Source organism: Paenibacillus sp. FSL R5-0923 (assembly GCF_038009145.1).
Taxonomy (GTDB): Bacteria; Bacillota; Bacilli; order Paenibacillales; family Paenibacillaceae; genus Paenibacillus_AQ.
Map to the genome: position 1 here is coordinate 2,421,506 of NZ_JBBPAT010000001.1, position 21,360 is coordinate 2,442,865.

At 45.7% G+C, this 21,360-nt stretch carries 22 protein-coding genes and 1 other annotated feature; of the genes, 21 read left to right on the top strand and 1 reads right to left on the bottom strand.

The features are described from left to right. The first annotated feature begins 213 nt into the window (after positions 1-213). The 14 genes from MKX35_RS10730 (at position 214) to MKX35_RS10795 (ending at position 12,234) form a co-directional block, all read left to right on the top strand. Positions 214-366, top strand: coding sequence for a hypothetical protein (locus tag MKX35_RS10730; protein ID WP_341044140.1), 153 nt, complete (start codon positions 214-216; stop codon positions 364-366). A 143-nt stretch (positions 367-509) separates the two neighbouring features. After that, positions 510-1,457: a sigma-E processing peptidase SpoIIGA gene (gene spoIIGA, locus MKX35_RS10735; protein ID WP_042194361.1), complete on the top strand. Its 948-nt coding sequence runs from the start codon at positions 510-512 to the stop codon at positions 1,455-1,457. A gap of 91 nt (positions 1,458-1,548) precedes the next feature. After that, complete coding sequence (gene sigE / locus MKX35_RS10740) at positions 1,549-2,271, top strand: RNA polymerase sporulation sigma factor SigE (RefSeq protein WP_028530613.1); 723 nt, start codon at positions 1,549-1,551, stop codon at positions 2,269-2,271. A 78-nt stretch (positions 2,272-2,349) separates the two neighbouring features. Further along, positions 2,350-3,132 carry an RNA polymerase sporulation sigma factor SigG gene (sigG, locus tag MKX35_RS10745; RefSeq protein ID WP_036683631.1) on the top strand — a complete coding sequence of 261 codons (783 nt, stop codon included), beginning with the start codon at positions 2,350-2,352 and terminating at the stop codon, positions 3,130-3,132. Between the two features lie 209 nt (positions 3,133-3,341). Beyond that, positions 3,342-3,686, top strand: coding sequence for a YlmC/YmxH family sporulation protein (locus MKX35_RS10750; RefSeq protein WP_076284758.1), 345 nt, complete (start codon positions 3,342-3,344; stop codon positions 3,684-3,686). A gap of 133 nt (positions 3,687-3,819) precedes the next feature. Further along, positions 3,820-4,677, top strand: coding sequence for a peptidoglycan editing factor PgeF (pgeF, locus tag MKX35_RS10755; protein ID WP_076299651.1), 858 nt, complete (start codon positions 3,820-3,822; stop codon positions 4,675-4,677). 3 nt (positions 4,678-4,680) lie between these two features. Further along, positions 4,681-5,367: a YggS family pyridoxal phosphate-dependent enzyme gene (locus MKX35_RS10760; RefSeq protein WP_042190837.1), complete on the top strand. Its 687-nt coding sequence runs from the start codon at positions 4,681-4,683 to the stop codon at positions 5,365-5,367. Positions 5,368-5,378: 11 nt separating this feature from the next. Next, positions 5,379-5,819 carry a cell division protein SepF gene (locus tag MKX35_RS10765; protein WP_042190833.1) on the top strand — a complete coding sequence of 147 codons (441 nt, stop codon included), beginning with the start codon at positions 5,379-5,381 and terminating at the stop codon, positions 5,817-5,819. A gap of 34 nt (positions 5,820-5,853) precedes the next feature. Further along, the gene (locus MKX35_RS10770) at positions 5,854-6,093 is read left to right on the top strand and encodes a YggT family protein (RefSeq protein ID WP_042194359.1); all 240 of its coding nucleotides are present in this window, start codon (positions 5,854-5,856) and stop codon (positions 6,091-6,093) included. A gap of 9 nt (positions 6,094-6,102) precedes the next feature. Continuing rightward, the gene (locus tag MKX35_RS10775; protein WP_042190831.1) at positions 6,103-6,885 is read left to right on the top strand and encodes a YlmH family RNA-binding protein; all 783 of its coding nucleotides are present in this window, start codon (positions 6,103-6,105) and stop codon (positions 6,883-6,885) included. An 85-nt stretch (positions 6,886-6,970) separates the two neighbouring features. Further along, entirely contained in the window at positions 6,971-7,141 is a 171-nt protein-coding gene (locus tag MKX35_RS10780; RefSeq protein ID WP_179086701.1) for a hypothetical protein, read from the top strand. Further along, positions 7,113-7,625, top strand: a complete 513-nt coding sequence (locus MKX35_RS10785) for a DivIVA domain-containing protein (protein ID WP_076299650.1) — start codon at positions 7,113-7,115, stop codon at positions 7,623-7,625. Before MKX35_RS10780 ends, MKX35_RS10785 begins: the two co-directional genes overlap by 29 nt. A gap of 240 nt (positions 7,626-7,865) precedes the next feature. After that, positions 7,866-8,140, top strand: a binding site (T-box leader). A gap of 375 nt (positions 8,141-8,515) precedes the next feature. Continuing rightward, positions 8,516-11,608 (top strand): isoleucine--tRNA ligase, encoded by a 3,093-nt coding sequence (gene ileS / locus MKX35_RS10790; protein WP_076299649.1) that lies wholly within the window; start codon positions 8,516-8,518, stop codon positions 11,606-11,608. A 335-nt stretch (positions 11,609-11,943) separates the two neighbouring features. Beyond that, positions 11,944-12,234 (top strand): DUF5665 domain-containing protein, encoded by a 291-nt coding sequence (locus tag MKX35_RS10795; protein WP_371915735.1) that lies wholly within the window; start codon positions 11,944-11,946, stop codon positions 12,232-12,234. Between the two features lie 429 nt (positions 12,235-12,663). Here the strand turns inward: MKX35_RS10795 and MKX35_RS10800 are convergent, their stop codons facing one another. Next, the gene (locus MKX35_RS10800) at positions 12,664-13,389 is read right to left on the bottom strand and encodes a TraR/DksA C4-type zinc finger protein (protein ID WP_076284752.1); all 726 of its coding nucleotides are present in this window, start codon (positions 13,387-13,389) and stop codon (positions 12,664-12,666) included. A 246-nt stretch (positions 13,390-13,635) separates the two neighbouring features. Here MKX35_RS10800 and lspA point away from each other — a divergent pair, with 246 nt between their 5' ends. The 7 genes from lspA (at position 13,636) to carA (ending at position 21,359) form a co-directional block, all read left to right on the top strand. Next, positions 13,636-14,148, top strand: coding sequence for a signal peptidase II (lspA, locus tag MKX35_RS10805; RefSeq protein WP_042190823.1), 513 nt, complete (start codon positions 13,636-13,638; stop codon positions 14,146-14,148). Further along, positions 14,141-15,112, top strand: a complete 972-nt coding sequence (locus MKX35_RS10810) for an RluA family pseudouridine synthase (protein WP_042190820.1) — start codon at positions 14,141-14,143, stop codon at positions 15,110-15,112. The genes lspA and MKX35_RS10810 overlap by 8 nt, the downstream gene beginning before the upstream one ends. 201 nt (positions 15,113-15,313) lie before the next feature. Continuing rightward, positions 15,314-16,567, top strand: coding sequence for an LL-diaminopimelate aminotransferase (locus MKX35_RS10815; protein ID WP_076299647.1), 1,254 nt, complete (start codon positions 15,314-15,316; stop codon positions 16,565-16,567). A gap of 627 nt (positions 16,568-17,194) precedes the next feature. Then, positions 17,195-17,758, top strand: coding sequence for a bifunctional pyr operon transcriptional regulator/uracil phosphoribosyltransferase PyrR (gene pyrR / locus MKX35_RS10820; protein ID WP_042190814.1), 564 nt, complete (start codon positions 17,195-17,197; stop codon positions 17,756-17,758). A gap of 4 nt (positions 17,759-17,762) precedes the next feature. After that, positions 17,763-18,668, top strand: a complete 906-nt coding sequence (locus MKX35_RS10825; protein WP_042190812.1) for an aspartate carbamoyltransferase catalytic subunit — start codon at positions 17,763-17,765, stop codon at positions 18,666-18,668. A gap of 110 nt (positions 18,669-18,778) precedes the next feature. Further along, positions 18,779-20,062: a dihydroorotase gene (locus tag MKX35_RS10830; protein ID WP_076299646.1), complete on the top strand. Its 1,284-nt coding sequence runs from the start codon at positions 18,779-18,781 to the stop codon at positions 20,060-20,062. 118 nt (positions 20,063-20,180) lie between these two features. Then, positions 20,181-21,359 carry a glutamine-hydrolyzing carbamoyl-phosphate synthase small subunit gene (gene carA, locus MKX35_RS10835; RefSeq protein ID WP_042190808.1) on the top strand — a complete coding sequence of 393 codons (1,179 nt, stop codon included), beginning with the start codon at positions 20,181-20,183 and terminating at the stop codon, positions 21,357-21,359. Position 21,360 lies beyond the last annotated feature (1 nt).

The window sequence follows — 21,360 nt, forward strand, 5'->3', positions numbered from 1 at the left end:
TTGACTAAGTAGTTACAGTAGGTGGTAACTGGTAGTCGGAGAGCGGAAAGCGGCAACCGTTAACCATCAGATAATCCTGCAAAAATACAGTATTTAATAATAAGTAGATGGTTGAAGCGTTGATTCCTGTGAATCTGCAGTAATTCCTGCGCCAAATAAAGATTTCTAGCCAAAAGTGAGGATAATCCTGTATATTTGCAGTTTTTGGACTTCATGAAGCGGAGTTTTGCACAAAAAGTTGTATATTTGCAGGATTCCGATTCCTCTATTCCATTAAATGATCCAGCGAATGATGGAGCGAATGACGCAGTGAATAAAAGATATAAAAAATTCCATAAAGAAGGAATAAATCCCCACGCGCTATAACTCGACAAAAAAACCGTAAGAATGCCCCCCAAGTTTAGACAGACTTTGAATGCGAGACTTTCTATACTAATCATATCGTCCAAAAACAGAGCCTGATCCAATTTGGCTAGAGGATAGATTCCGCCATTAAGCAGGTGAATGAACTGGTTGTTTATATTGACTTGATATTCGCCGCCAATCTAGTGATCGACGGAATTCTTTTGTGGCTGACAGGCTGGATGGTTAAGCTGAGAATCTCATGGTGGCGTTTAATCCTCTCAGCTCTCGTTGGCGCACTGTATGTAGTGATGATGTTTGTACCGGAGCTGTCTTTCATGTATACCTTCCTTATCAAGTTTGGATTGTCGGTGGTTATGTTATGGATTGCCTTTGGTTTTGGGAGTCTGCAAAGCTACCTTCGCACTATGGGAGCTTTCTATATTATCAATTTTGCAGCCGCAGGTGGAATTGTTGGTATTCACTATTTGCTGCAGAGCTCCAGCGACATTTGGAATGGTATTATGTTCACTGCTTCAGGAGGGCATGCCTACGGCTTAAAGATCGGCTTTTGGTTTGTCATTGCAGTATTCCCCCTGGTGTTAATCTGCTTCAAGGCAGTGCATTCTTCACGAATCAGAAGGGAGCAGCTTGAAACCTATATCGGTGAGGTGGTTGTTGAAATTGATGGTGTAAGTGTTTCCTGTCCTGGCCTGCTAGACACAGGTAATCGTCTCTGTGATCCTTTGACCCGCATACCGGTGATGGTGATGGAATCGACGCTCTGGGAGGGGCATCTGCCTGCTGCATGGAAAGGGAGACTCACTCAGGATGGTGCGGACAGACTTTTGCTAGAAACGGACGGGCAGTCGTTTGCTTGGCAGGATAGGATGCGACTAGTACCTTACAGGGGGATTAACCGAGGGGCATCATTTATGCTCGCACTGAAGCCAGACCTTGTGACGATAAAGCTCGGTGAAGATATCTTTTATAGTAAAAGAGTCTTAATTGGGCTGGATGGCGGGACGCTCTCAGGAGATGGAGCCTATCGGGCGGTCATACATCCGGATTTAACTCAAAAAGAGAGCGCCACTGATGCAGCACTACCTTCCTAATCTTTAAAGCTAGCTGAACCAAACTTCTGATGGCTGAAAGCGGTAATTAAAAGCTTCATACGCTAACCGTGTACTTCTTGGAGGAGGAACAATAATGGTCAAATGGAAAATTGCTCTGCAGCTGCAATATTACCGCATGCTGTTTCTACTGGGGCTGAAGAGTCAGGAAATCTATTATATCGGCGGGAGCGAGGCTCTACCTCCACCGCTGACACGGGAAGAAGAAGAGTATCTGCTTCAGCGGCTATCTAGCGGCGATGCTGCTGTTCGTGCGATGCTGATTGAGCGTAACCTGCGCCTCGTAGTGTATATCGCTCGTAAATTTGAGAATACCGGAATCAATATTGAAGACCTGGTTTCGATAGGGGCTATCGGATTAATTAAGGCGGTTAACACTTTTGATCCCGAGAAAAAAATAAAACTAGCAACATATGCATCACGTTGCATAGAGAATGAAATTTTGATGTATTTGCGGCGTAATAGCAAGACACGGAGTGAGGTTTCTTTTGATGAGCCTCTTAATATCGATTGGGATGGTAATGAGTTGCTGCTCTCAGATGTTTTAGGGACGGAAAATGATACCATCTATCGGAACATTGAAGAACAGGTCGATCGCAAGCTGCTGCAAAAGGCGCTGGAAAAGCTGAGCGAACGGGAAAGACTCATTATGGAGCTGCGTTTCGGACTGCGTGGGGGCGAAGAAAAGACACAAAAAGATGTGGCGGATCTGCTCGGCATTTCCCAATCTTACATCTCTCGTCTGGAGAAACGAATTATTAAGCGGCTGCGTAAGGAGTTTAACAAGATGGTGTAAGGTGAAATTAGCAAGGAATAAAATGGCCAACCCGGGAGATAATGTACAGTAATGTTTCTCCTTGGGAGGTAAATCATCATGACCCGAAATAAAGTCGAGATTTGCGGTGTGGATACTGCTAAGCTGCCTGTTCTAACGAATGTGGAAATGCGGCAACTGTTCACTTCGCTGCAGCAGCAGGGCGAGCGATCCGCCAGAGAGAAATTGGTAAATGGTAATCTTAGGCTCGTTCTAAGTGTTATCCAGAGGTTCAATAATAGGGGAGAATTTGTTGACGATTTGTTCCAGGTGGGCTGCATCGGTCTGATGAAAGCCATCGATAATTTCGATTTATCACAAAACGTTAAGTTCTCCACATATGCGGTTCCGATGATTATTGGTGAGATCCGCCGTTACTTGCGTGATAACAATCCGATTCGAGTATCGCGTTCACTCAGAGACATTGCTTATAAGGCGCTGCAGGTACGCGATAGTCTGACCAATCAGAATTCGCGGGAACCGACGATATTCGAAATCTCTGAAGCACTTGGCGTACCGAAGGAAGATGTAGTCTTTGCCCTTGATGCTATTCAGGATCCAGTGTCCTTATTCGAACCGATCTATCATGACGGTGGCGATCCTATTTATGTAATGGACCAGATTAGCGATGATAAGAATAAGGATGTGTCGTGGATCGAAGAAATCGCCTTACGTGAAGCGATGCGTAAGTTAGGTCAAAGGGAGAAACGAATTTTATCCATGCGGTTTTTCGAAGGGAAAACACAGATGGAGGTCGCAGATGAGATTGGTATCTCACAGGCACAAGTCTCACGTCTAGAGAAATCTGCGATTCAGCAAATGCAAAAGCATGTGAAGTCTTAAATCGTCTGAAATGAGGAGATATCCAGAATCCGTGATAAGGATTTTGGGTGATCTCCTCTTTTTACTGTTTCAGGAATTATATTGAGCCCCCGCAAAGTACCTTGGTAAGCATCTAAGCATAGCCTCACTTTGTGGGGATATTTCATGCATGTGGCCAAGCTTTCATAACATATATTGGACTATAGGTCTGATTGTACAGGGGTGGTGAGATGAACGAGGATTATTTAGGATCAGCCAAAAAAATGAAAATCTCTGATTTTCAGACTAAGGACGTTATTAACATTGTGGACGGCAAGCGGCTGGGCCAAATCAGTGACTTAGAGCTTGATTTACGCCGAGGTGTCATTGATGCAATCGTAATTCCCGGATACACTCGGTTTATGGGGTTGTTCGGAGGCGGAACCGATCTGATTATTCCATGGCGAAATATTGTCAAAATCGGGTCTGATGTAGTGCTTGTAAAGATTGAAGAATCAAGAATGCCTCAAGGGCAGGACGAGCGAGAAACGATGTATTTGGAACGAGGGGACCGAGGCGAACGGCGCACTTATTAATTAGGTGCGTTTTTTGTTTTTTATAAAATGATTCGAAATGGCATGACTTAAAAGTTAGTAAATTTGATCTTCTAGCTTAAGCGGCATTTTGTAGGGGTATTTACATGTGGTACACTAAGGCGGAGGTGAGGATATGGAACCGTTTGTGCAGGGGAAGGAAACACCTATGCTGCTCCATCTGGAGCCTTGGCGTGTGGAGCATAGAGAAATTACAGCAGGTTTTACGGGTAGACAGGGAGGGGCTAGCAAAAAGCCTTATGACAGCCTGAATTGTGCATTTCATGTTGGGGATGCTCCGGAAGATGTCTTAACGAATCGGAGGGCGCTTGCGGAAGCTCTTGATTTCAAGCCGGAAGCTTGGACCTGTGGAGAACAAACCCACGGAGCAGAAATAGCAGTGGTAAGGGAAGCCGATCGTGGGCGGGGTCAAAAGGATAGAACCTCGGCATTTCAGGCAACTGATGGTTTGCTTACGGATGTACCGGGAGTTTTGCTGACTTCTTTTTATGCGGATTGTGTACCCCTTTATTTTTATGATCCTGTGCACCAAGTCGTCGGTCTTGCCCATGCTGGCTGGAAGGGAACTGTGGCCCAGATTGCAGCCGCTATGGTGAGTAAAATGGAGACCATTTACGGAAGCCATGCGCAGGACATTATTGCAGCGATCGGACCATCCATTGGTGACTGCTGTTATGAGGTGGACGATTATGTGATGGAGCATGTTCATAGACTGGAAGGTGATCTGAGTAAGCCAACAGAAACAGCCAATACTGTGGAGCTGTACAGAACATCTGACACAGATGAGAACAAATACATGCTAAACTTGAAAGAAATGAATCGACGCATTATGATTAAAGCAGGAATATTGCCGACTCATATCGAATGTACATCTTGGTGTACAAGCTGTAATCAAGATTTGTTCTTTTCTTATCGTAAAGAAGATGGGGTTACAGGCAGGATGACGAGCTGGATCGGAATAAAGGAGAGTTGAAAGTTGGCTTTAACACTGCAGGAGAGAATTGCTGAGGTAGAGGAACGTGTAGCACGTGCCTGCGCGGCAAGCGGCCGGGATCGAAATGACGTCAAGGTAATTGCAGTGACGAAATATGTTTCTCTGGAAATGGTGTCCTCCGTATTGGAGGCAGGCCTGGAGCATATTGCCGAGAGTCGCTGGCAGGATGCTGAGCACAAATGGAAGGTTTTAGGGGACCAAGGGACATGGCATTTTATCGGGCATTTGCAGACCAATAAGGTTAAAGACGTTATTGGCAAGTTTCAATATATACACTCTTTGGACCGGATATCTCTGGCGCAAGAATTACACAAAAAGGCGATTGCCGCAGATCAAGAAGTGAATGTCTTTCTTCAAGTAAACATCTCTGGAGAAGATACGAAATTTGGTCTGTCGCCTGAGGCGGTACCTGGATTTTTGCGTGAAATTGCTAGTCTAGACCGTGTAAAAGTAATTGGACTAATGACGATGGCACCTTTAGAAGGTGATCCGGAGCTTACCCGCCCTGTATTTCGCGGACTTCGTGAGCTGCGCGATGAGCTCAATCAACTTGCTTTGACACCTGAACCGATTACGGAGCTATCAATGGGAATGTCGAATGATTTTGAAGTGGCGATACAGGAAGGAGCCACCTGGGTACGCCTAGGTACGGTGTTAGTAGGCCATTAGGAGGGATCGTGATGAGCGTTATGAACCGATTTATGAGTTTTTTGGGCTTGCAGGAGGAAGAAGAAGTTGTGGAGCGGGAGCAAATCCACGAAGAGGATGAGTATGAGCCAGCCCCTGTCGAAACCCGCAAAAATCAAAGGGGCAACGTTGTCAGTATCCATTCGCAGAAGAATGTAAAAGTTGTACTTTATGAGCCACGTTCGTACGATGAGGCTCAGGAAATTGCGGACCATCTCCGTTCTCACCGGACGGTAGTGATCAATCTTCAGCGTGTCCGTAATGATCAGGCAATGAGAATTATTGATTTTTTAAGTGGAACCGTTTATGCCCTTGGGGGAGGAATCTCTAAAATTGGGGGCAATATATTTATGTGCACGCCAGATACCGTTGAAATTCAAGGTGCCATTACGGAAATCCTAGGTGACGATCCAGACTATAACAGAATGAGGTGAATGAGCTTTGCCCCAAATTGATTACATTATTGATATGCTGTTTAATATTTATTTTTACATGATTATTTTCTACGTACTGATGTCGTGGTTACCAAACGTTCGTGAGAACTTTATCGGAGAACTGCTGAGCAAGCTTGTTGAGCCGTATTTGACACCATTTCGTCGGTTTATTCCGCCACTCTTTGGTACGCTTGATATTTCCCCGATCATTGCACTATTCGTCTTGGAATTTGCGGCAGGTGGACTCAAATCCATTTTGCACTTAATTTTTTAGGCAGAAGTGATGAAGACAGAAGTTTACGGGCATTTTCATCCCGATGAAAGACAATTTGTGGACAAGGCTTGGGAATGGGTTACCCATGCTGGAGAATATCATGAGACGAAACTGACCGAATTTCTAGATCCGCGCCAAGGATTTATTCTGCAAAGTCTGGTCAATCGACATCCAGATGTTATCGTTAGATGGGAAGGCGGCCACCCTGAGGCAGAGCGGAAGCGAGCACTCATTGCGCCTGATTACCGTGATCTGGATCATGAGGACATGGAGCTGAGCGTTCTTGCGATAACCTCTGGTGAGCAAAAGTTTCTGGCGTTAGAGCATGGGGACTACATGGGCTCTATTCTGGGTCTTGGAGTAAAACGTGGAAAAATCGGTGATATTCATGTTCTGGACGATGGTTGTCATGTGGTAGTAGCTGCAGATATTGCAGATTATTTAGACATGAATTTAACTGGAGTACACCGAATACAGGTGAGCACGGAGGTATTGCCACTTTCTGCCTTGCGTAATAGTGAGGTGAAGCTGGAAATGATGGATTTGACTGTAGCGTCCCTACGATTGGATGGCATAGCCGCAGATGTAACACGGCTTAGCCGAAGCAAAATTCTTGCTCCCATCAAGGCTGGGCGCGTTCGGGTAAATTGGAAAGTGGAAGAAGACCCTTCCTGCGGACTTAAAGATGGTGACATGGTATCTATTCAAGGATTTGGTCGATTCAAGGTTCTAGAGGTTGGTAGTTTGACGAAAAAGGGCCGATACCGTGTTCAGGTTGGTAAATTTGTGTGAATCCCTTGCAGGAATCCGGCTTTACTTGTCGAAATTGATTATTTCGAGGGAATCAAACATTTTTAAAGCAGGACGCCGATATTTTATGAAAGAGGCGAACCATGAATGGCAGTTGGAACGTCGATACATCCTCTGCCTTTACTTGAAGTACAGTCTTTCTTCTTTGTCTGCTGCGCAGGTATGGTTCAGAGACTTAGAAGGTCCGAAATTTCTAGGAGGTGCACAGCATGCCATTAACACCGCTCGATATACATAACAAGGAGTTCTCTCGGAGACTTCGCGGTTATGATGAGGACGAGGTCAACGAATTTCTGGATCAAGTAATTAAGGATTACGAAAGTGTCATCCGTGAGAACAAAGAGCTGCAGAATCAGCTTTTGTCCATTCAAGAGCGTTTAGATCATTTTGTGAATATTGAAGAGAGTTTATCGAAAACGATCTTAGTCGCTCAGGAAGCGGCGGATGATGTGAAGAACAACTCCAAGAAGGAATCGCAGCTCATTATCAAAGAAGCGGAAAAGAACGCGGATCGGATTATTAACGAAGCGTTATCCAAATCCCGTAAGGTTGCTATTGAGACTGAAGAATTGCGTAAGCAAGCTTCGATCTATCGCACTCGTTTCCGCACATTGGTGGAAGCACAGCTCGAGCTGTTGTCACAGGATGACTGGAATGCCTTGGAGAGTCGTGAGGCAAGCGAGAGCGTAACTTTTAAGGATGATGTTCTACATCGTATCTAATGCATTATGATGAATGAATGCTGCTTGAATTTATAGGGGGGAATTCCCTCTAATTTATAATTTCATGCTATAATCGGCTAAATAGAGGGAGTATTCCCTCTATTTTTATTTTCCGCTAAAATCGATCATAATAAAGTATTCCGCCTGCACAGGTATACTCCTAATTGCGGATTTGGCTAGCGGTTGTTGACATTTAGACTTAAAAAGTCTATAAATAGAACATATCTGTATAATGTTTATATGTATTCGATGACGGGACAAGTACGACAAGGTAACGTTCTCCAGAGAGTCGGCGATTGCTGAGAGCCGATTGTTCGAACCCTGCCGGAAGATCTTCCCCTAGAAGTTAAGCTGAAGCGTTGATCGTGCGTAAGCTTAGCCGTCCGCCGGACGTTACACCGGACCTGTGCATGAGATTTACGCGCAGGACTGAGATTGTGCTGAATACACTCCCCTTAAGGATGTGCTCATGCGCAGAATTAGGGTGGTATCGCGAGCGTTGTCTCGCCCCTTTGGGGGTGGGATGACGCTTATTTTGTTGTTCCGGGGCGGGCCATCCCCCTAAATCCCCCTTTCTAAGGGGGACCCCAAGGGCTGCCGCCCTCTGGACACCCGTAATGTAAAGCCTCGTGCAAATGGGTACGGTGGTGGAAGCGAACGGACTCATGTGGCTGAAGGAGCGGCCCTTCTTAGGCTCCCCTGGCGGGTTCGCCTGCGGGGCCTTCACTGCTAGAGCAGACCGGCGTTTCACTCGCCGGTCCCAGTGGCACCCCGAACCCAGTGCTGCCCTGCGGGATCGCGGCTCGGGTACCGAAGGCAAGAGCTGAACCAGACTGCCCAAGGATCGAAAAGAGCTTTACAGACTAAACCATGAAAGGATTGACCATCACATGCAAAAAGTAGATGTCAAAGAAAAAGCGCGGGCAAGAGATGTCCGCATACTGAAGAAATGGAGCGACGAAAATACGTTCCGTAAATCGATGGAGAATCGTGAAGGACGTCCGAACTATGTATTTTACGAAGGTCCTCCAACAGCGAACGGTGCACCGCATATCGGGCACGTGCTGGGCCGTGTAATCAAGGATTTCATCGGTCGTTACCAAACGATGAAAGGTTACCGCGTGGTACGTAAAGCGGGCTGGGATACACACGGTTTGCCAGTAGAACTAGGCGTACAAAAGAAGCTTGGCATCTCCGGCAAACAAGAGATCGAGGAATATGGCGTAGAAAAATTCATTCAGGAATGTAAAGACAGCGTCTTCGGTTATGAGAAGCAATGGCGCGAGTTTACAGAGGGTATCGGATACTGGACGGATCTAGATAATCCTTACGTAACTTTGGATAACACATATATCGAGAGCGTGTGGAACATCTTGGCTACTGTGCATGACAAAGGGTTGCTCTACCGCGGACATCGGGTTAGTCCTTACTGCCCAAGCTGTCAGACTACCCTAAGCTCCCATGAAGTAGCCCAAGGCTACAAGACCGTCAAGGATCTCAGTGCGACTGCAAAGTTCAAACTGGATGACAGTGGAGACTACGTACTAGCTTGGACGACTACACCTTGGACGCTGCCAGCACATATGGCGTTAGCCATGAACCCTGACATGGATTATGTACGTGTACAACAAGAAGACGGTATCTACATTGTTGCCAAAAATTTGGTGGAGGAAGTAATGAAAGGCGAGCACACAGTCCTTTCTACACATAAAGGTTCCGAGTTTATCGGCAAAACCTACGCTCCTCCATTCGGATACATCAAGGCAGAGAAAAGCAATGTCATCGTAGGTGCTTCCTTCGTTACAGATTCCAGTGGTACTGGGATCGTACACATGGCACCAGCGCATGGTGAAGATGACTATAAGACTTGCCGCGAGAACGGCATCAGCTTCGTGAACGTGGTTGATAATTCCGGTAAGTATACGGATGTAGTATCTGATTTTGCTGGACGCTTCGTGAAAGATTGCGATTTGGATATCGTTAAAGCTTTGTCTGAAAAAGGACTGCTTTACGGCAAAGAAAAATACGAGCACAGCTATCCGTTCTGCTGGCGTTGTGATACACCACTCTTGTACTACGCAACAGACAGCTGGTTCATCAACACTACAGCGATCAAAGATCAGCTGATTGCTAACAACAACAGTGTAGATTGGTATCCTGATCATGTACGTGAAGGCCGTTTCGGGAAGTTCCTGGATGAACTGGTGGATTGGAATATCAGCCGTAATCGTTACTGGGGCACACCGCTTAATGTTTGGGTATGTCAAGAAACGGGCAAAGAGTTCGCTCCACACAGCATTGAAGAACTGAGAGCGATGGCGATTGGCGATGTACCTGAGGATATCGAGCTGCATAAGCCTTTTGTAGATAAGATCAAGCTACGCAGTCCTTTCAGCGAAGGGGCAGAGATGGTTCGCACACCAGAAGTTATCGATGTTTGGTTCGATAGTGGTTCGATGCCATTTGCGCAAAGTCATTATCCATTTGAGAACGAGGATAAGCTGAATGATCAATATCCAGCGGATATGATCTGTGAAGGGATCGACCAGACACGTGGATGGTTCTACAGCTTACTAGCTGTATCTACCTTGTTTAAAGGTAAAGCTCCATATAAAGCTGTTATTGCTCACGGTCATATCCTTGATGAGAATGGTCAAAAAATGTCCAAATCAAAAGGCAATGTTATTGATCCTTGGGATATCATGAACGATTACGGCACGGATGCTTTCCGTTGGGCGATTCTATCCGATAGTGCACCGTGGAATAACAAACGTTTCTCTCGTGGTCTTGTAGGGGAAACCAAATCGAAAGTTGTAGATACACTGGTGAATACGCATGCGTTCTTGACGCTTTATGCCGGCATCGATGGTTATGATCCTGCCGATCATCCTTTTAAAGTATCGGAACATAAGCTGGACCGCTGGATTTTGTCCCGTCTGAACAGCTTGATTCTTTTGGTAGACAAAGGACTTACAGTAAATGACTTCGTGAATACATCCAAAGGCATTGAGAACTTTATAGATGAGCTGAGCAACTGGTATATCCGTCGTTCCCGTGACCGTTTCTGGGGTAGTGGTCTAGGTGAAGATAAGCTGGATGCTTACCGTACACTGACCCATGTGCTTTTGAAGACAGCGTCTTTGATGGCTCCATTTACACCGATGTTGTCTGAAGATATCTTCACGAACCTTGGCGGCGGAGAAAGTGTGCATTTAGCAGATTATCCGGTTGCTGATGAGAGCTTGATCGATAAAGAGCTGGAAGAGGATATGGAAAGTGCGAGACAAATCGTTGAGCTGGCGCGTAACGTGCGTAACGAAACAGGCATTAAGAATCGTCAACCGCTGTCTGAGCTGATCGTTTCGATGAACCGTGACTTCCATTTGGCTGAGTATGAAGAGATCATCAAAGACGAGATCAACATCAAGAACATCGTGCTAGAGACTAGCGATAGTGGATTTGTTGACTTCACACTCAAGCTGAATCTTAAAGTTGCCGGTAAAAAATACGGTAAAAACGTCGGCTTCCTGCAAGGCTTCCTAAAAGCTTTGGACAGTGACTGTACCCGCAAAGCGGTGCAAGATGGCTCAATCGCGATTGCGACGCCAGAGGGAGAAGAACTGGTGATCACTTCTGAAGAGCTACTCGTTGAAAAAGAAGCTAAAGCAGGTTTCGCCGCAGCTTCCGGATATGGAATTACGGTTGCGCTCAATACCGAAATCACACCTGAGCTTGAACAAGAAGGCTGGGTTCGTGAGATCATTCGTGCGGTTCAAGATTACCGTAAACGTTTGGATCTGCCGATCGAGAAACGGATCGCACTCACGCTGAGTGTAGACGATGAGCTTAAAGCAGCAGTTACAGCCTTTGAGAATGTATTGCGAGACAATGTACTTGTGACTACGGTTGATTTTGGCGGAGAACACGCTTTTGAAACGGTAGATGTCGGTGGTAAATCCATCGGTATCCATATTGAAGTGTAAATCTGCATTACCTGTCCCAAAACAGCATATACTAGCGGCACAAGTGTAAACAGAGAACTTCTGTTTATGCGGGAAATATAGTCTTTATATTTCGCCCGCGAAAATAACGAGCCTCGTGCTCAAGGAGATGTATTCTCTTTGACCGGGCTCGTTTACTTTGTGGCGAATATAGACGTATGAGAGGAGCTGTGGCTGTGGAGGATCAGAAGAACAGAATCTCCGTCAAGACATCCGGCAACAAGAACAGCCCAGATAAGGGAGCGGAGAAAAAGGTTATTCCTGAGGAAAACCCTGAGCGTTTAACAGCAGATCATCGCAATCCAGAAGACATTCCACTGGAAGAAAAAATGAATACAATGTATCGATTAACCTTTGAATGGGCCCATATCTTAGAGAAATCACGAATTTATCAGTATACGGAGCTGTTATATTCACCTTGGACTCTAATTTGGAAAAATATTTTATATGGAGCGGCTCGTGGAGTAGGGATCGCGCTTGGCTTTACTTTTTTTGCGGCAACGATCATCTATGTTCTTCAGGTTCTTGGAGCCTTGAATCTACCGATCATCGGAGATTATATTGCGGATATTGTACGAATTGTACAACGTCAGCTGGAATTCAAATAGCTTGTTAAGGCGAAGCCGTCTTTATTTGGTTTGTTGAAGGGATTAGGGTTCGGTCAATCTTCTTTGGTGGATTTATCCAACCTTGGGCTTCTATGTTTCTCCCCAGTCCGTACCTTTCCTTTTTTATTCTTTGGAGAGGGCAGCGCTGCTTTTTTTCCTCGTGTATGATGCGTAAGCCTCTCATTAATAATAAATATCGTCGGTCATCTTCATGACTAAGTTGTTGTACATTTTTAAAATAGTCGTGATTCACTTACGTTACACTCCTTGTATGTCGATTTCAGAATCCGTTAGATCAGTTTACCAGCTGAATCTGAACATTTTCTTAACAAAATGACATAGCGCAGAAAATATAAAAAAAACAGCGGGCCATTCCACAATGAAACTGGAACCGCTCGCTGTTCATTTTTTTGTATGGGGACGATGCTTTTACTCCTCGCCTTCGAGCGGATCAAGCATGTAACTTCCCTCGCTACTATCCTTGTAACGCTCGTAGCTACGTCCCGGTACTACAACTACATTGTTGCCTGTAATATCGGTGGCGATAAAGTTCTCCCAAGGCTCTACGCAGCCTTCAAGCTCATCGGCTTCAATCTCCATATCATTATAGGAGTCAATGTTGCTGCCCTCCGCCATGGCGGGGGAATCGGAGTTGCCATAGCTTTCTACAATTTGCCAGGCATCCTCACCGTCAAAGCCGTTTTGATCCTCTCGTTCATCGAGACTCGTACGCCCAAATGGAGGAGACAAAAATTCTTCTTCAATGGGCCGAGTAAAAGGTGCATTTTGACGTGGGGCATGCTCTTTACAATAAAGCGTGGAGGGAATAGCGGATAGACGCTCAAAAGGGATCGGTTTACCGCTAGCTTTACATATCCCATAGGTGCCTTCATCCATAGCGTTGAGAGCAGCTTCAATATCATCCAGCTCATGCTCGTCCCGCTCTAGCAGTGAAATATCCATGGAGCGGTTATACAAATCGGTGGCTGCATCGCCAGGATGGTTGTCATTCTCGGAAAGTTCTCCGGTGCCATCCCGCATGGATTCCTGTAAACCGTAATTTTCATTATTCTGAAGCCTGTGCTGAATAGTATCACGGTCTTTTTCTAATCGGGCGCGTAGCTCTGAGAGCTGCTGTACTGTCAGGTGCGTCATGATGAGTAAGCTCCTTTCTGTACTTTTTTAAGAATCCTTCCGACAAACCGATTTGCACCGGATGGTTCTTTGTTAGGTTGACCTGAGAGGCGTTATTTTAGCGATGGAAAATAGTCCCCAAGATTAAGCGCCCGAGAGGTGTCACGCAATAGACGATCTTCTAAGGGCTGTGCTACAATATACAAGTCTTATAACAGTATTCGTACCGCATTTGGCGGGAAAAATAAGAACGGAGTGACAACTTCTGTGGTGTACTATTTGATTGCTCTTATTGTATTTTTGGTGGATCAGGGAACGAAGTATCTCATTGCCACACGTCTTGAACTTGGAGAACAGATTCCGGTGATCGGGAATTTCTTCCTAATTACCTCACATCGTAATCGCGGGGCTGCTTTTGGGATTCTACAAGGTCAGCAATGGTTCTTCTTTTTAGTTACGGTTGTAGTGGTTGCAGGTATCGTTTGGTACTTGAACAAAACTAGACATTCGCGGAAGATGCTATCGGTCGCCCTTGGACTTGTTCTGGGTGGAGCGATAGGTAACTTCCTAGACCGGATGATCAGTGGTGAGGTTGTCGATTTCCTTCTGTTTAATTTTGGAAGCTATAGCTTCCCGATTTTTAACGTTGCGGATTCATGTATCGTCATTGGGGTTGGGTTGATTCTTTTGGACTCCTTCCGCGATCTTAAGAATGGTGAAGAAATCACGGAAATCAAAGAAGTAAAAGAAGCAAAGGAAGTAAAAGAAGGGAATGAATGATTTGAGTAAAGACGTCAATCACCAAGCGGCATCTACGAGCGAAGAAGAGAGGGACGTCACGGAGTGGACCGTTTCAGCAGAGAACGCGCGGGAGCGAATCGATAAATATATAACGGAATCTTGGGAAGAGGATATTTCTCGTTCTCAGGTGCAGCTGTGGATCAGTGGTGGCCATGTTACGGTTAATGGGGCACCGGTTAAAGCTAACTATAAGCTCTCAGAAGGCGATAAAGTTTCCATTGTCGTACCAGAAGCGGAAGTTACAGACTTGATCCCAGAGAATATTCCACTTGAAGTTGTATACGAAGACAGCGATGTCATTGTTATAAATAAGCCGCGTGGTATGGTTGTACATCCGGCTGCCGGGCACCCGTCAGGCACCTTGGTAAATGCACTGATGTATCACTGCAAGGATCTGTCCGGTATTAATGGTGAGATTCGTCCAGGTATTGTACACCGTATTGATAAGGATACCTCTGGTCTTATTATGGTGGCTAAAAATGATGCCAGTCACGCGTCGCTCGCAGCACAACTTAAAGAGCACAGTGTAACACGCCGCTATATAGCAGTTGTACACGGCAATTTGTCGCATGACAAAGGAACGGTTGACGCTCCGATCGGTAGAGATCCACATGATCGCAAGCTATACACTGTAACGGAAAAGAACAGCAAGAAATCTGTGACCCATTTTACAGTGATGGAACGTTTCGGTGACTGTACACTACTGGAGCTGCAGCTGGAGACTGGCCGCACGCATCAGATCAGAGTGCATATGAAATTCATTGGTCATCCGCTTGTGGGTGATCCGATTTATGGACGCAGTAAAGGAACAGCTATGAATGGACAGGCGTTACATGCGGCGGTGCTTGGATTTATTCATCCTACGACAGGTGAATATAAAGAATTCAGCAGACCTATTCCGGAAGACATGGAAGATGTTCTGTTCACATTGCGCAGCAGATAAGTACAAATGAAGTGATAATTAGTCTATGGTATTGAACTCTGCTTTCCATCATATTTAATAACATAAGGATAAAGAGAAGGTTATGCCTTATTCTTTATCCTTATTTTTTATCACAGAAACGGATCTCTAGAAACATAAGCCATCCAAGGGACGGCGAAGCCGTTTCTTCTAAATGAGAATAGATAGCCAGGAGATGAGAGTATGAGTATTGAACAATACCAAGACAGCTTCATTCAGACTAATTTTGCAGACCGCATCGGCGGTGCGAACTACGGCAAGGACACTTCGATTTATAAATTTGAGAAAATCAAACGTGCTAAAGCATCCGCAAAACAGGATTTCCCTGATATTGAATTGATCGATATGGGCGTAGGCGAGCCAGATGAGATGGCTGATGCAGGTATCGTGGCTAAACTTGCAGAAGAAGCAGCTAAGGAAGAAAACCGTGGTTATGCGGACAATGGAATTGCTGAGTTTAAGACAGCTGCTGCTGATTATTTGCGGGAAGTATTCCGTGTTGAAGGCATTGATCCCGTTACGGAGGTAGTTCACTCGATCGGTTCTAAGCCTGCACTGGCGATGTTGCCTTCTTGCTTCATTAACCCAGGAGATATTACGATCATGACGGTGCCGGGTTATCCAGTGCTGGGTACACACACTAAATACTTGGGTGGACAAGTGTTTACAGTAGAGCTGAAGAAGGAGAATAACTTCCTTCCAGATCTGAACGAAATTCCAGAAGAAGTTGCTCATAAAGCCAAGCTTCTTTACTTGAACTATCCAAACAATCCGACGGGCGCTAGTGCGACTCCTGAGTTTTTTGCTGAGGTAGTTGCATGGGCTAAAAAATATGATGTAGTCGTTATCCACGATGCACCATATGCTGCCTTGACCTATGACGGTTTGAAGCCACTTAGCTTCTTGTCAGTTCCGGGTGCGAAGGATGTTGGCGTGGAACTACATTCCTTGTCCAAGTCCTACAATATGACAGGCTGGAGAATCGGCTTTGTTGCTGGGAATCCTTTAGTTGTTAAAGCCTTCAGTGATGTGAAGGATAATAATGATTCCGGTCAATTTATCGCGATTCAAAAAGCTGCGGCTTACGGTCTTGCTCATCCAGAGATTACTGAAGCGATTGCTGCCAAGTATTCTCGTCGTCACAACCTGTTGGTAGATGCACTGAACAGCCTGGGCTTCCAAGCTGAGAAACCAAAGGGCTCCTTCTTCCTTTATGTTGCAGCACCTAAGGGTGTCAAAGGTGGTCGCCGTTTCGAATCCGGTGAGGATTTCTCGCAATTCCTGATCCGTGAGAAGCTAATCTCCACCGTGCCTTGGGATGATGCAGGTCCGTTTGTACGTTTCTCTGTTACCTTTATTGCTAAAGGGGAAGAGGAAGAAAGACGTGTCATCTCTGAAATCCAAAGACGCTTAAGCGATGTGGAGTTTGAATTTTAAACATTAGTTAGACATTGAAGCCGCCTAAGGGAAACCTTGGGTGGCTTTTCTTTATGTAGTGGCTAGTCTACTGTGGATTAGACTACTGTAGAATAGAGCTACTGTAAGATAGGGAATTCTTCCCTCTAATTTTGTGTTTTAGCTTCAATCCGCTAGAATATAGGGAATTTCCCCCTCTATTTCAGCATATTTGGTTGTATTCAAGGAAATCCTTCAATTTATAGGGAGGAATTCCGCATAAACTGATCATAATGACTATTGTGACCTAATTATAGGGAGGTTTTCCGGTTTTCCCTATAATACCGCCTTCCTTTTGTTGTTAATAGAAGCAGTCTTGGAAAGTGTTGTAGTTTAGGCAGATAATGTTGACATGCAGGGTTTGTTCTGTCATAATTCTCATTAAATGAATAGCGCCTTTAATTCAGTCCTGTGAGGCTGGCAAGGTAACGTGAATCGAGGTTCGCGACTCTTAGAAAGGTATCCGAGTGTATACACCGGACTGTCTTTTTATGCGCGCGGCCATCATCTTCTTCATCTGCGGATTTCACTCCTTGCCTGTTAATAGGCAAGGAGTTTTTTGATTTCCAGGAACTTGAACAGGCGAAACAAGTGGAGGGTGACAAGATTATGGTTACTGAGAAAAATGTAATTATGGACGAAACGGCGATCCGCCGGGCATTATCGCGTATTGCTCATGAGATTTTGGAGAAGAACAAAGGGATTGAAAATTGTCTGCTGGTCGGTATCCGAACACGAGGCGTGTACCTAGCACAGCGCATCGCTGAGCGGATCAAGGAAATTGAAGGCGTCGAGATTCCTTACGGCGAACTCGACATCACGCATTATCGGGATGACCGTGAAGTAGGAGGCAGTGAAGCAGTAGTGAAGAGTGACGTCATTATTACTTCCGGCAATGATGGCATCCATGATAAGAAGGTCATTTTGTTCGACGATGTGCTTTACACCGGACGCACCATCCGCGCGGCGATGGACGCTTTGATGGATTGCGGACGCCCACGAATGATTCAACTGGCAGTACTGGCTGACCGTGGACACCGCGAGCTGCCGATCCGACCAGACTACATCGGTAAGAATGTACCTACCTCAAAGCATGAGCAGATTGAAGTGGCGCTGAAGGAATACGACGGCAAAGACGAGGTCTACATTATTTCAAACCGGGAGGAACGATAACATCATGACACTTACTAAGGTAAAGGAACGTAGTCTGCTGGGAATAAAAGAGCTTGACCGGTCGGAAATCACTGGGCTGCTGGACAGAACAGCATACTGGGACAATCAAAGTGAGAAGCTAACTCCCATTTTGAACTCGCATTTTATTTCTAACATGTTCTTTGAGAACAGCACACGCACTCGTTTCTCCTTTGAAATGGCAGAGAAACGACTGGGTGCACAAGTACTGAATTTTACGGCTGCAGCTTCTAGTGTAGAAAAAGGGGAGTCGATCTACGATACAGTACGCACACTGGAATCGATGGGGATCGATGCCGGAGTTGTGCGTTTGAAGCCTGCAGGTGTGCTGCAGCAGTTAGCTGAGAAGGTGTCCATACCGCTTATTAATGCGGGTGACGGCAACAATGAACATCCAACACAAGCGCTGCTTGATCTTTACACCATGACTAAAACGTTTGGAGATTTAAAGGGTCTCACGGTTTCTATTATCGGGGACATCATGCATAGCCGGGTAGCACGCTCCAATCTGTGGGGACTTACAAAGCTAGGGGCTAAAGTGCAATTCTGTGCACCGGAGAATATGAAGGCTCCTGAGCTTATGGAATACGCACCTTATGTAACCATAGAAGAAGCTCTTAAAGCAGATGTAGTCATGATGCTTCGTGTGCAGCTGGAACGTCATTCTTCTGGCATCGTACTTTCCGCGGAAGATTACCGCAGACATTATGGTTTAACGGAAGAACGCGCAGCTAAGCTCGCAAAAGATACAATCATTATGCACCCAGCTCCGGTTAACCGGAATGTCGAGATTGATGATGCAGTTGTAGAGAGCAGTCAATCAAGAATTTTCCCGCAAATGTCTAATGGGGTTCCGGTTCGGATGGCGGTTCTCGAAAGAGCTTTACTATAGAGTTAAAAGAATGATGATGAATAAGGACTAATAAATATACACAAACATGAATTTTTATTATATAATAACGAGAGGGCCCGCAGCCGGGATCTGTGGGTAAAGGTAGAATCATGACAGTGATTATTAGAAACGCCAGCGTATTGAATAAGGAAGGCTTGTTAGAGCGGAAACATATTGTACTTGAAGAAGGTGTTATCTCGGCCTTAATCGATGGAAATGAAGCTGCTCCAGAAGCTGGAGAGATCATTGATGCTGAAGGCAAGCTGCTCATTCCAGGACTCATTGATATGCATGTGCACTTACGCGAACCGGGATTTGAACACAAGGAAACAGTGGAAACCGGAAGTCGTTCGGCTGCCAAAGGCGGATTTACAACCATCGCTTGTATGCCTAATACCCGTCCAGTAACAGATACCCCGGAAATCGTACAATTTGTCAAAGACAAAGCGCGTGAAGCAGGACTCGTTAAAGTACTTCCTTATGCAGCCATTACGAAAAATGAGCTCGGACGTGAGCTGACTGATTTTGCAGCACTTAAAGAAGCTGGAGCTATTGGTTATACCGACGACGGCGTGGGCGTGCAAAGTGCTCAAATGATGAAAGATGCTATGAACATCGCCGCAGCACTGGATATGCCAGTCATTGCTCACTGCGAGGATAATTCACTGGTTGAAGGCTGCTGTGTAGCCGAAGGTGAGTTCGCAAGAAAGCATGGCCTGAAAGGAATTCCAAATGAGTCAGAAGCGATCCATGTTGGACGCGATATTTTGCTGGCTGAAGCGACAGGCGTTCATTACCATGTGTGCCATGTAAGTACTGAACAATCGGTGCGACTGATTCGCCAAGCGAAAGAAATCGGCATTAAAGTAACTGCTGAAGTGTGTCCGCATCACTTGCTGCTCTCTGAAGAAGATATTCCAGGACTTGATGCCAATTGGAAAATGAACCCGCCGCTTCGCTCCCGCCGCGATGTTGAAGCATGTATCGAAGGGTTGCTTGACGGCACACTAGATATGATTGTTACGGATCATGCGCCGCATAGTGAGGAAGAGAAGGCTAAAGGCATGCAACTTGCACCTTTTGGTATCGTTGGATTCGAAACAGCTTTCCCACTACTATACACAGCGTTTGTAGCAACAGGGAAATGGGATTTATCCTTACTAGTACAAAGAATGACTGCTGATCCTGCACGGGTATTCAGACTGAACACCGGTGTGATGGATATCGGATCTCCTGCAGATTTGACACTGATTGATTTGGAGCAGGAGAAAGAAGTAGACCCAGGATCTTTCGCAAGTAAAGGACGGAATACTCCTTTCGGTGGCTGGAAGCTTAAGGGCTGGCCAGTAATGACATGGGTAGACGGCAAAGCCGTATGGACTGAGAAAAACTAGCGGACTGGTGGGACGGAGTTGCTGATCTTTACGGATGCAGCGATTGTGTACACGTTCACTCCGGAAGGCTTGTAAGGCATAAGCATTAGACTACAGAAACAAGAAGGAGTGGAATGGAATGCAGGCGAGATTGCTGCTGCAAGACGGAACTTTATTTACAGGTACCGCATTTGGCGCTGAGGGCGAGAAGACAGGCGAGGTTGTTTTTAATACAGGAATTACAGGATATCAAGAGGTGCTGTCTGACCCTTCATATTGCGGACAAATCGTTACTATGACTTACCCATTGATCGGGAACTACGGGATTACTCGGGATGACTTTGAATCTGTTCGACCTTTTGTACACGGCTTTGTAGTGCGCCGTCATGAAGAAGTACCTAGTAACTGGCGTGCTGAATATAGTGTGGACGACTTGTTGAAAGAATACGATATTCCAGGGATCAGCGAGATTGATACTCGGATGTTGACTCGGATTATTCGCCACTACGGAACAATGAAAGCGATCCTGACCACCTCTAACAAACGTGTAGAGGAACTGATGGAAATGATGGGAAATACTACGATTGAGGAATTGCGCAATCAGGTAGCTCGTACATCAACTGCAAGTTCGTACAGCAGCCCAGGCAACAAAGAAAGAATTGTACTTGTGGATTACGGTGCGAAGGCTGGTATCCTACGTGAGCTTAACGAACGTGGTTGTGATGTTGTTGTAGTGCCACATGATGTAAAAGCGGAAGAAGTTCGCCGTCTGAACCCAGATGGTATCCTACTGTCCAACGGCCCTGGGGACCCGAAAGATGTGCCTCACGCTGTCAAGACGATTTCCGAATTGCTTGGTGAATATCCGATTTTCGGCATCTGCCTTGGTCATCAGTTGTTTGCACTTGCTTGTGGAGCTGATACAGAGAAGCTGAAATTCGGTCACCGCGGTGGGAATCACCCTGTGAAGGAACTGGAAAGCGGACGCTGCTTCATCACTTCCCAGAACCATGGTTATACCGTGAATGAGGAATCTGTGAAGAACACTGAACTAGAAGTTACTCACATTAATAATAATGATAAGACTGTTGAAGGTATTAAGCATACTCGTTACCCAGCATTTTCGGTGCAATATCATCCAGAAGCGGCGCCAGGACCACATGACAGCAGCTACTTGTTCGATCGCTTCCTTCAATTGATTGCCGATCATAAAGCAAAGACACCTGTTGTTTCACGTCAGGCACAACTTGCGGCAAACGCCAGAATCACGGCGCCAAAAACTAACTTACAGCTTGAAGCCGTGAAAGGAGCTCTATAAC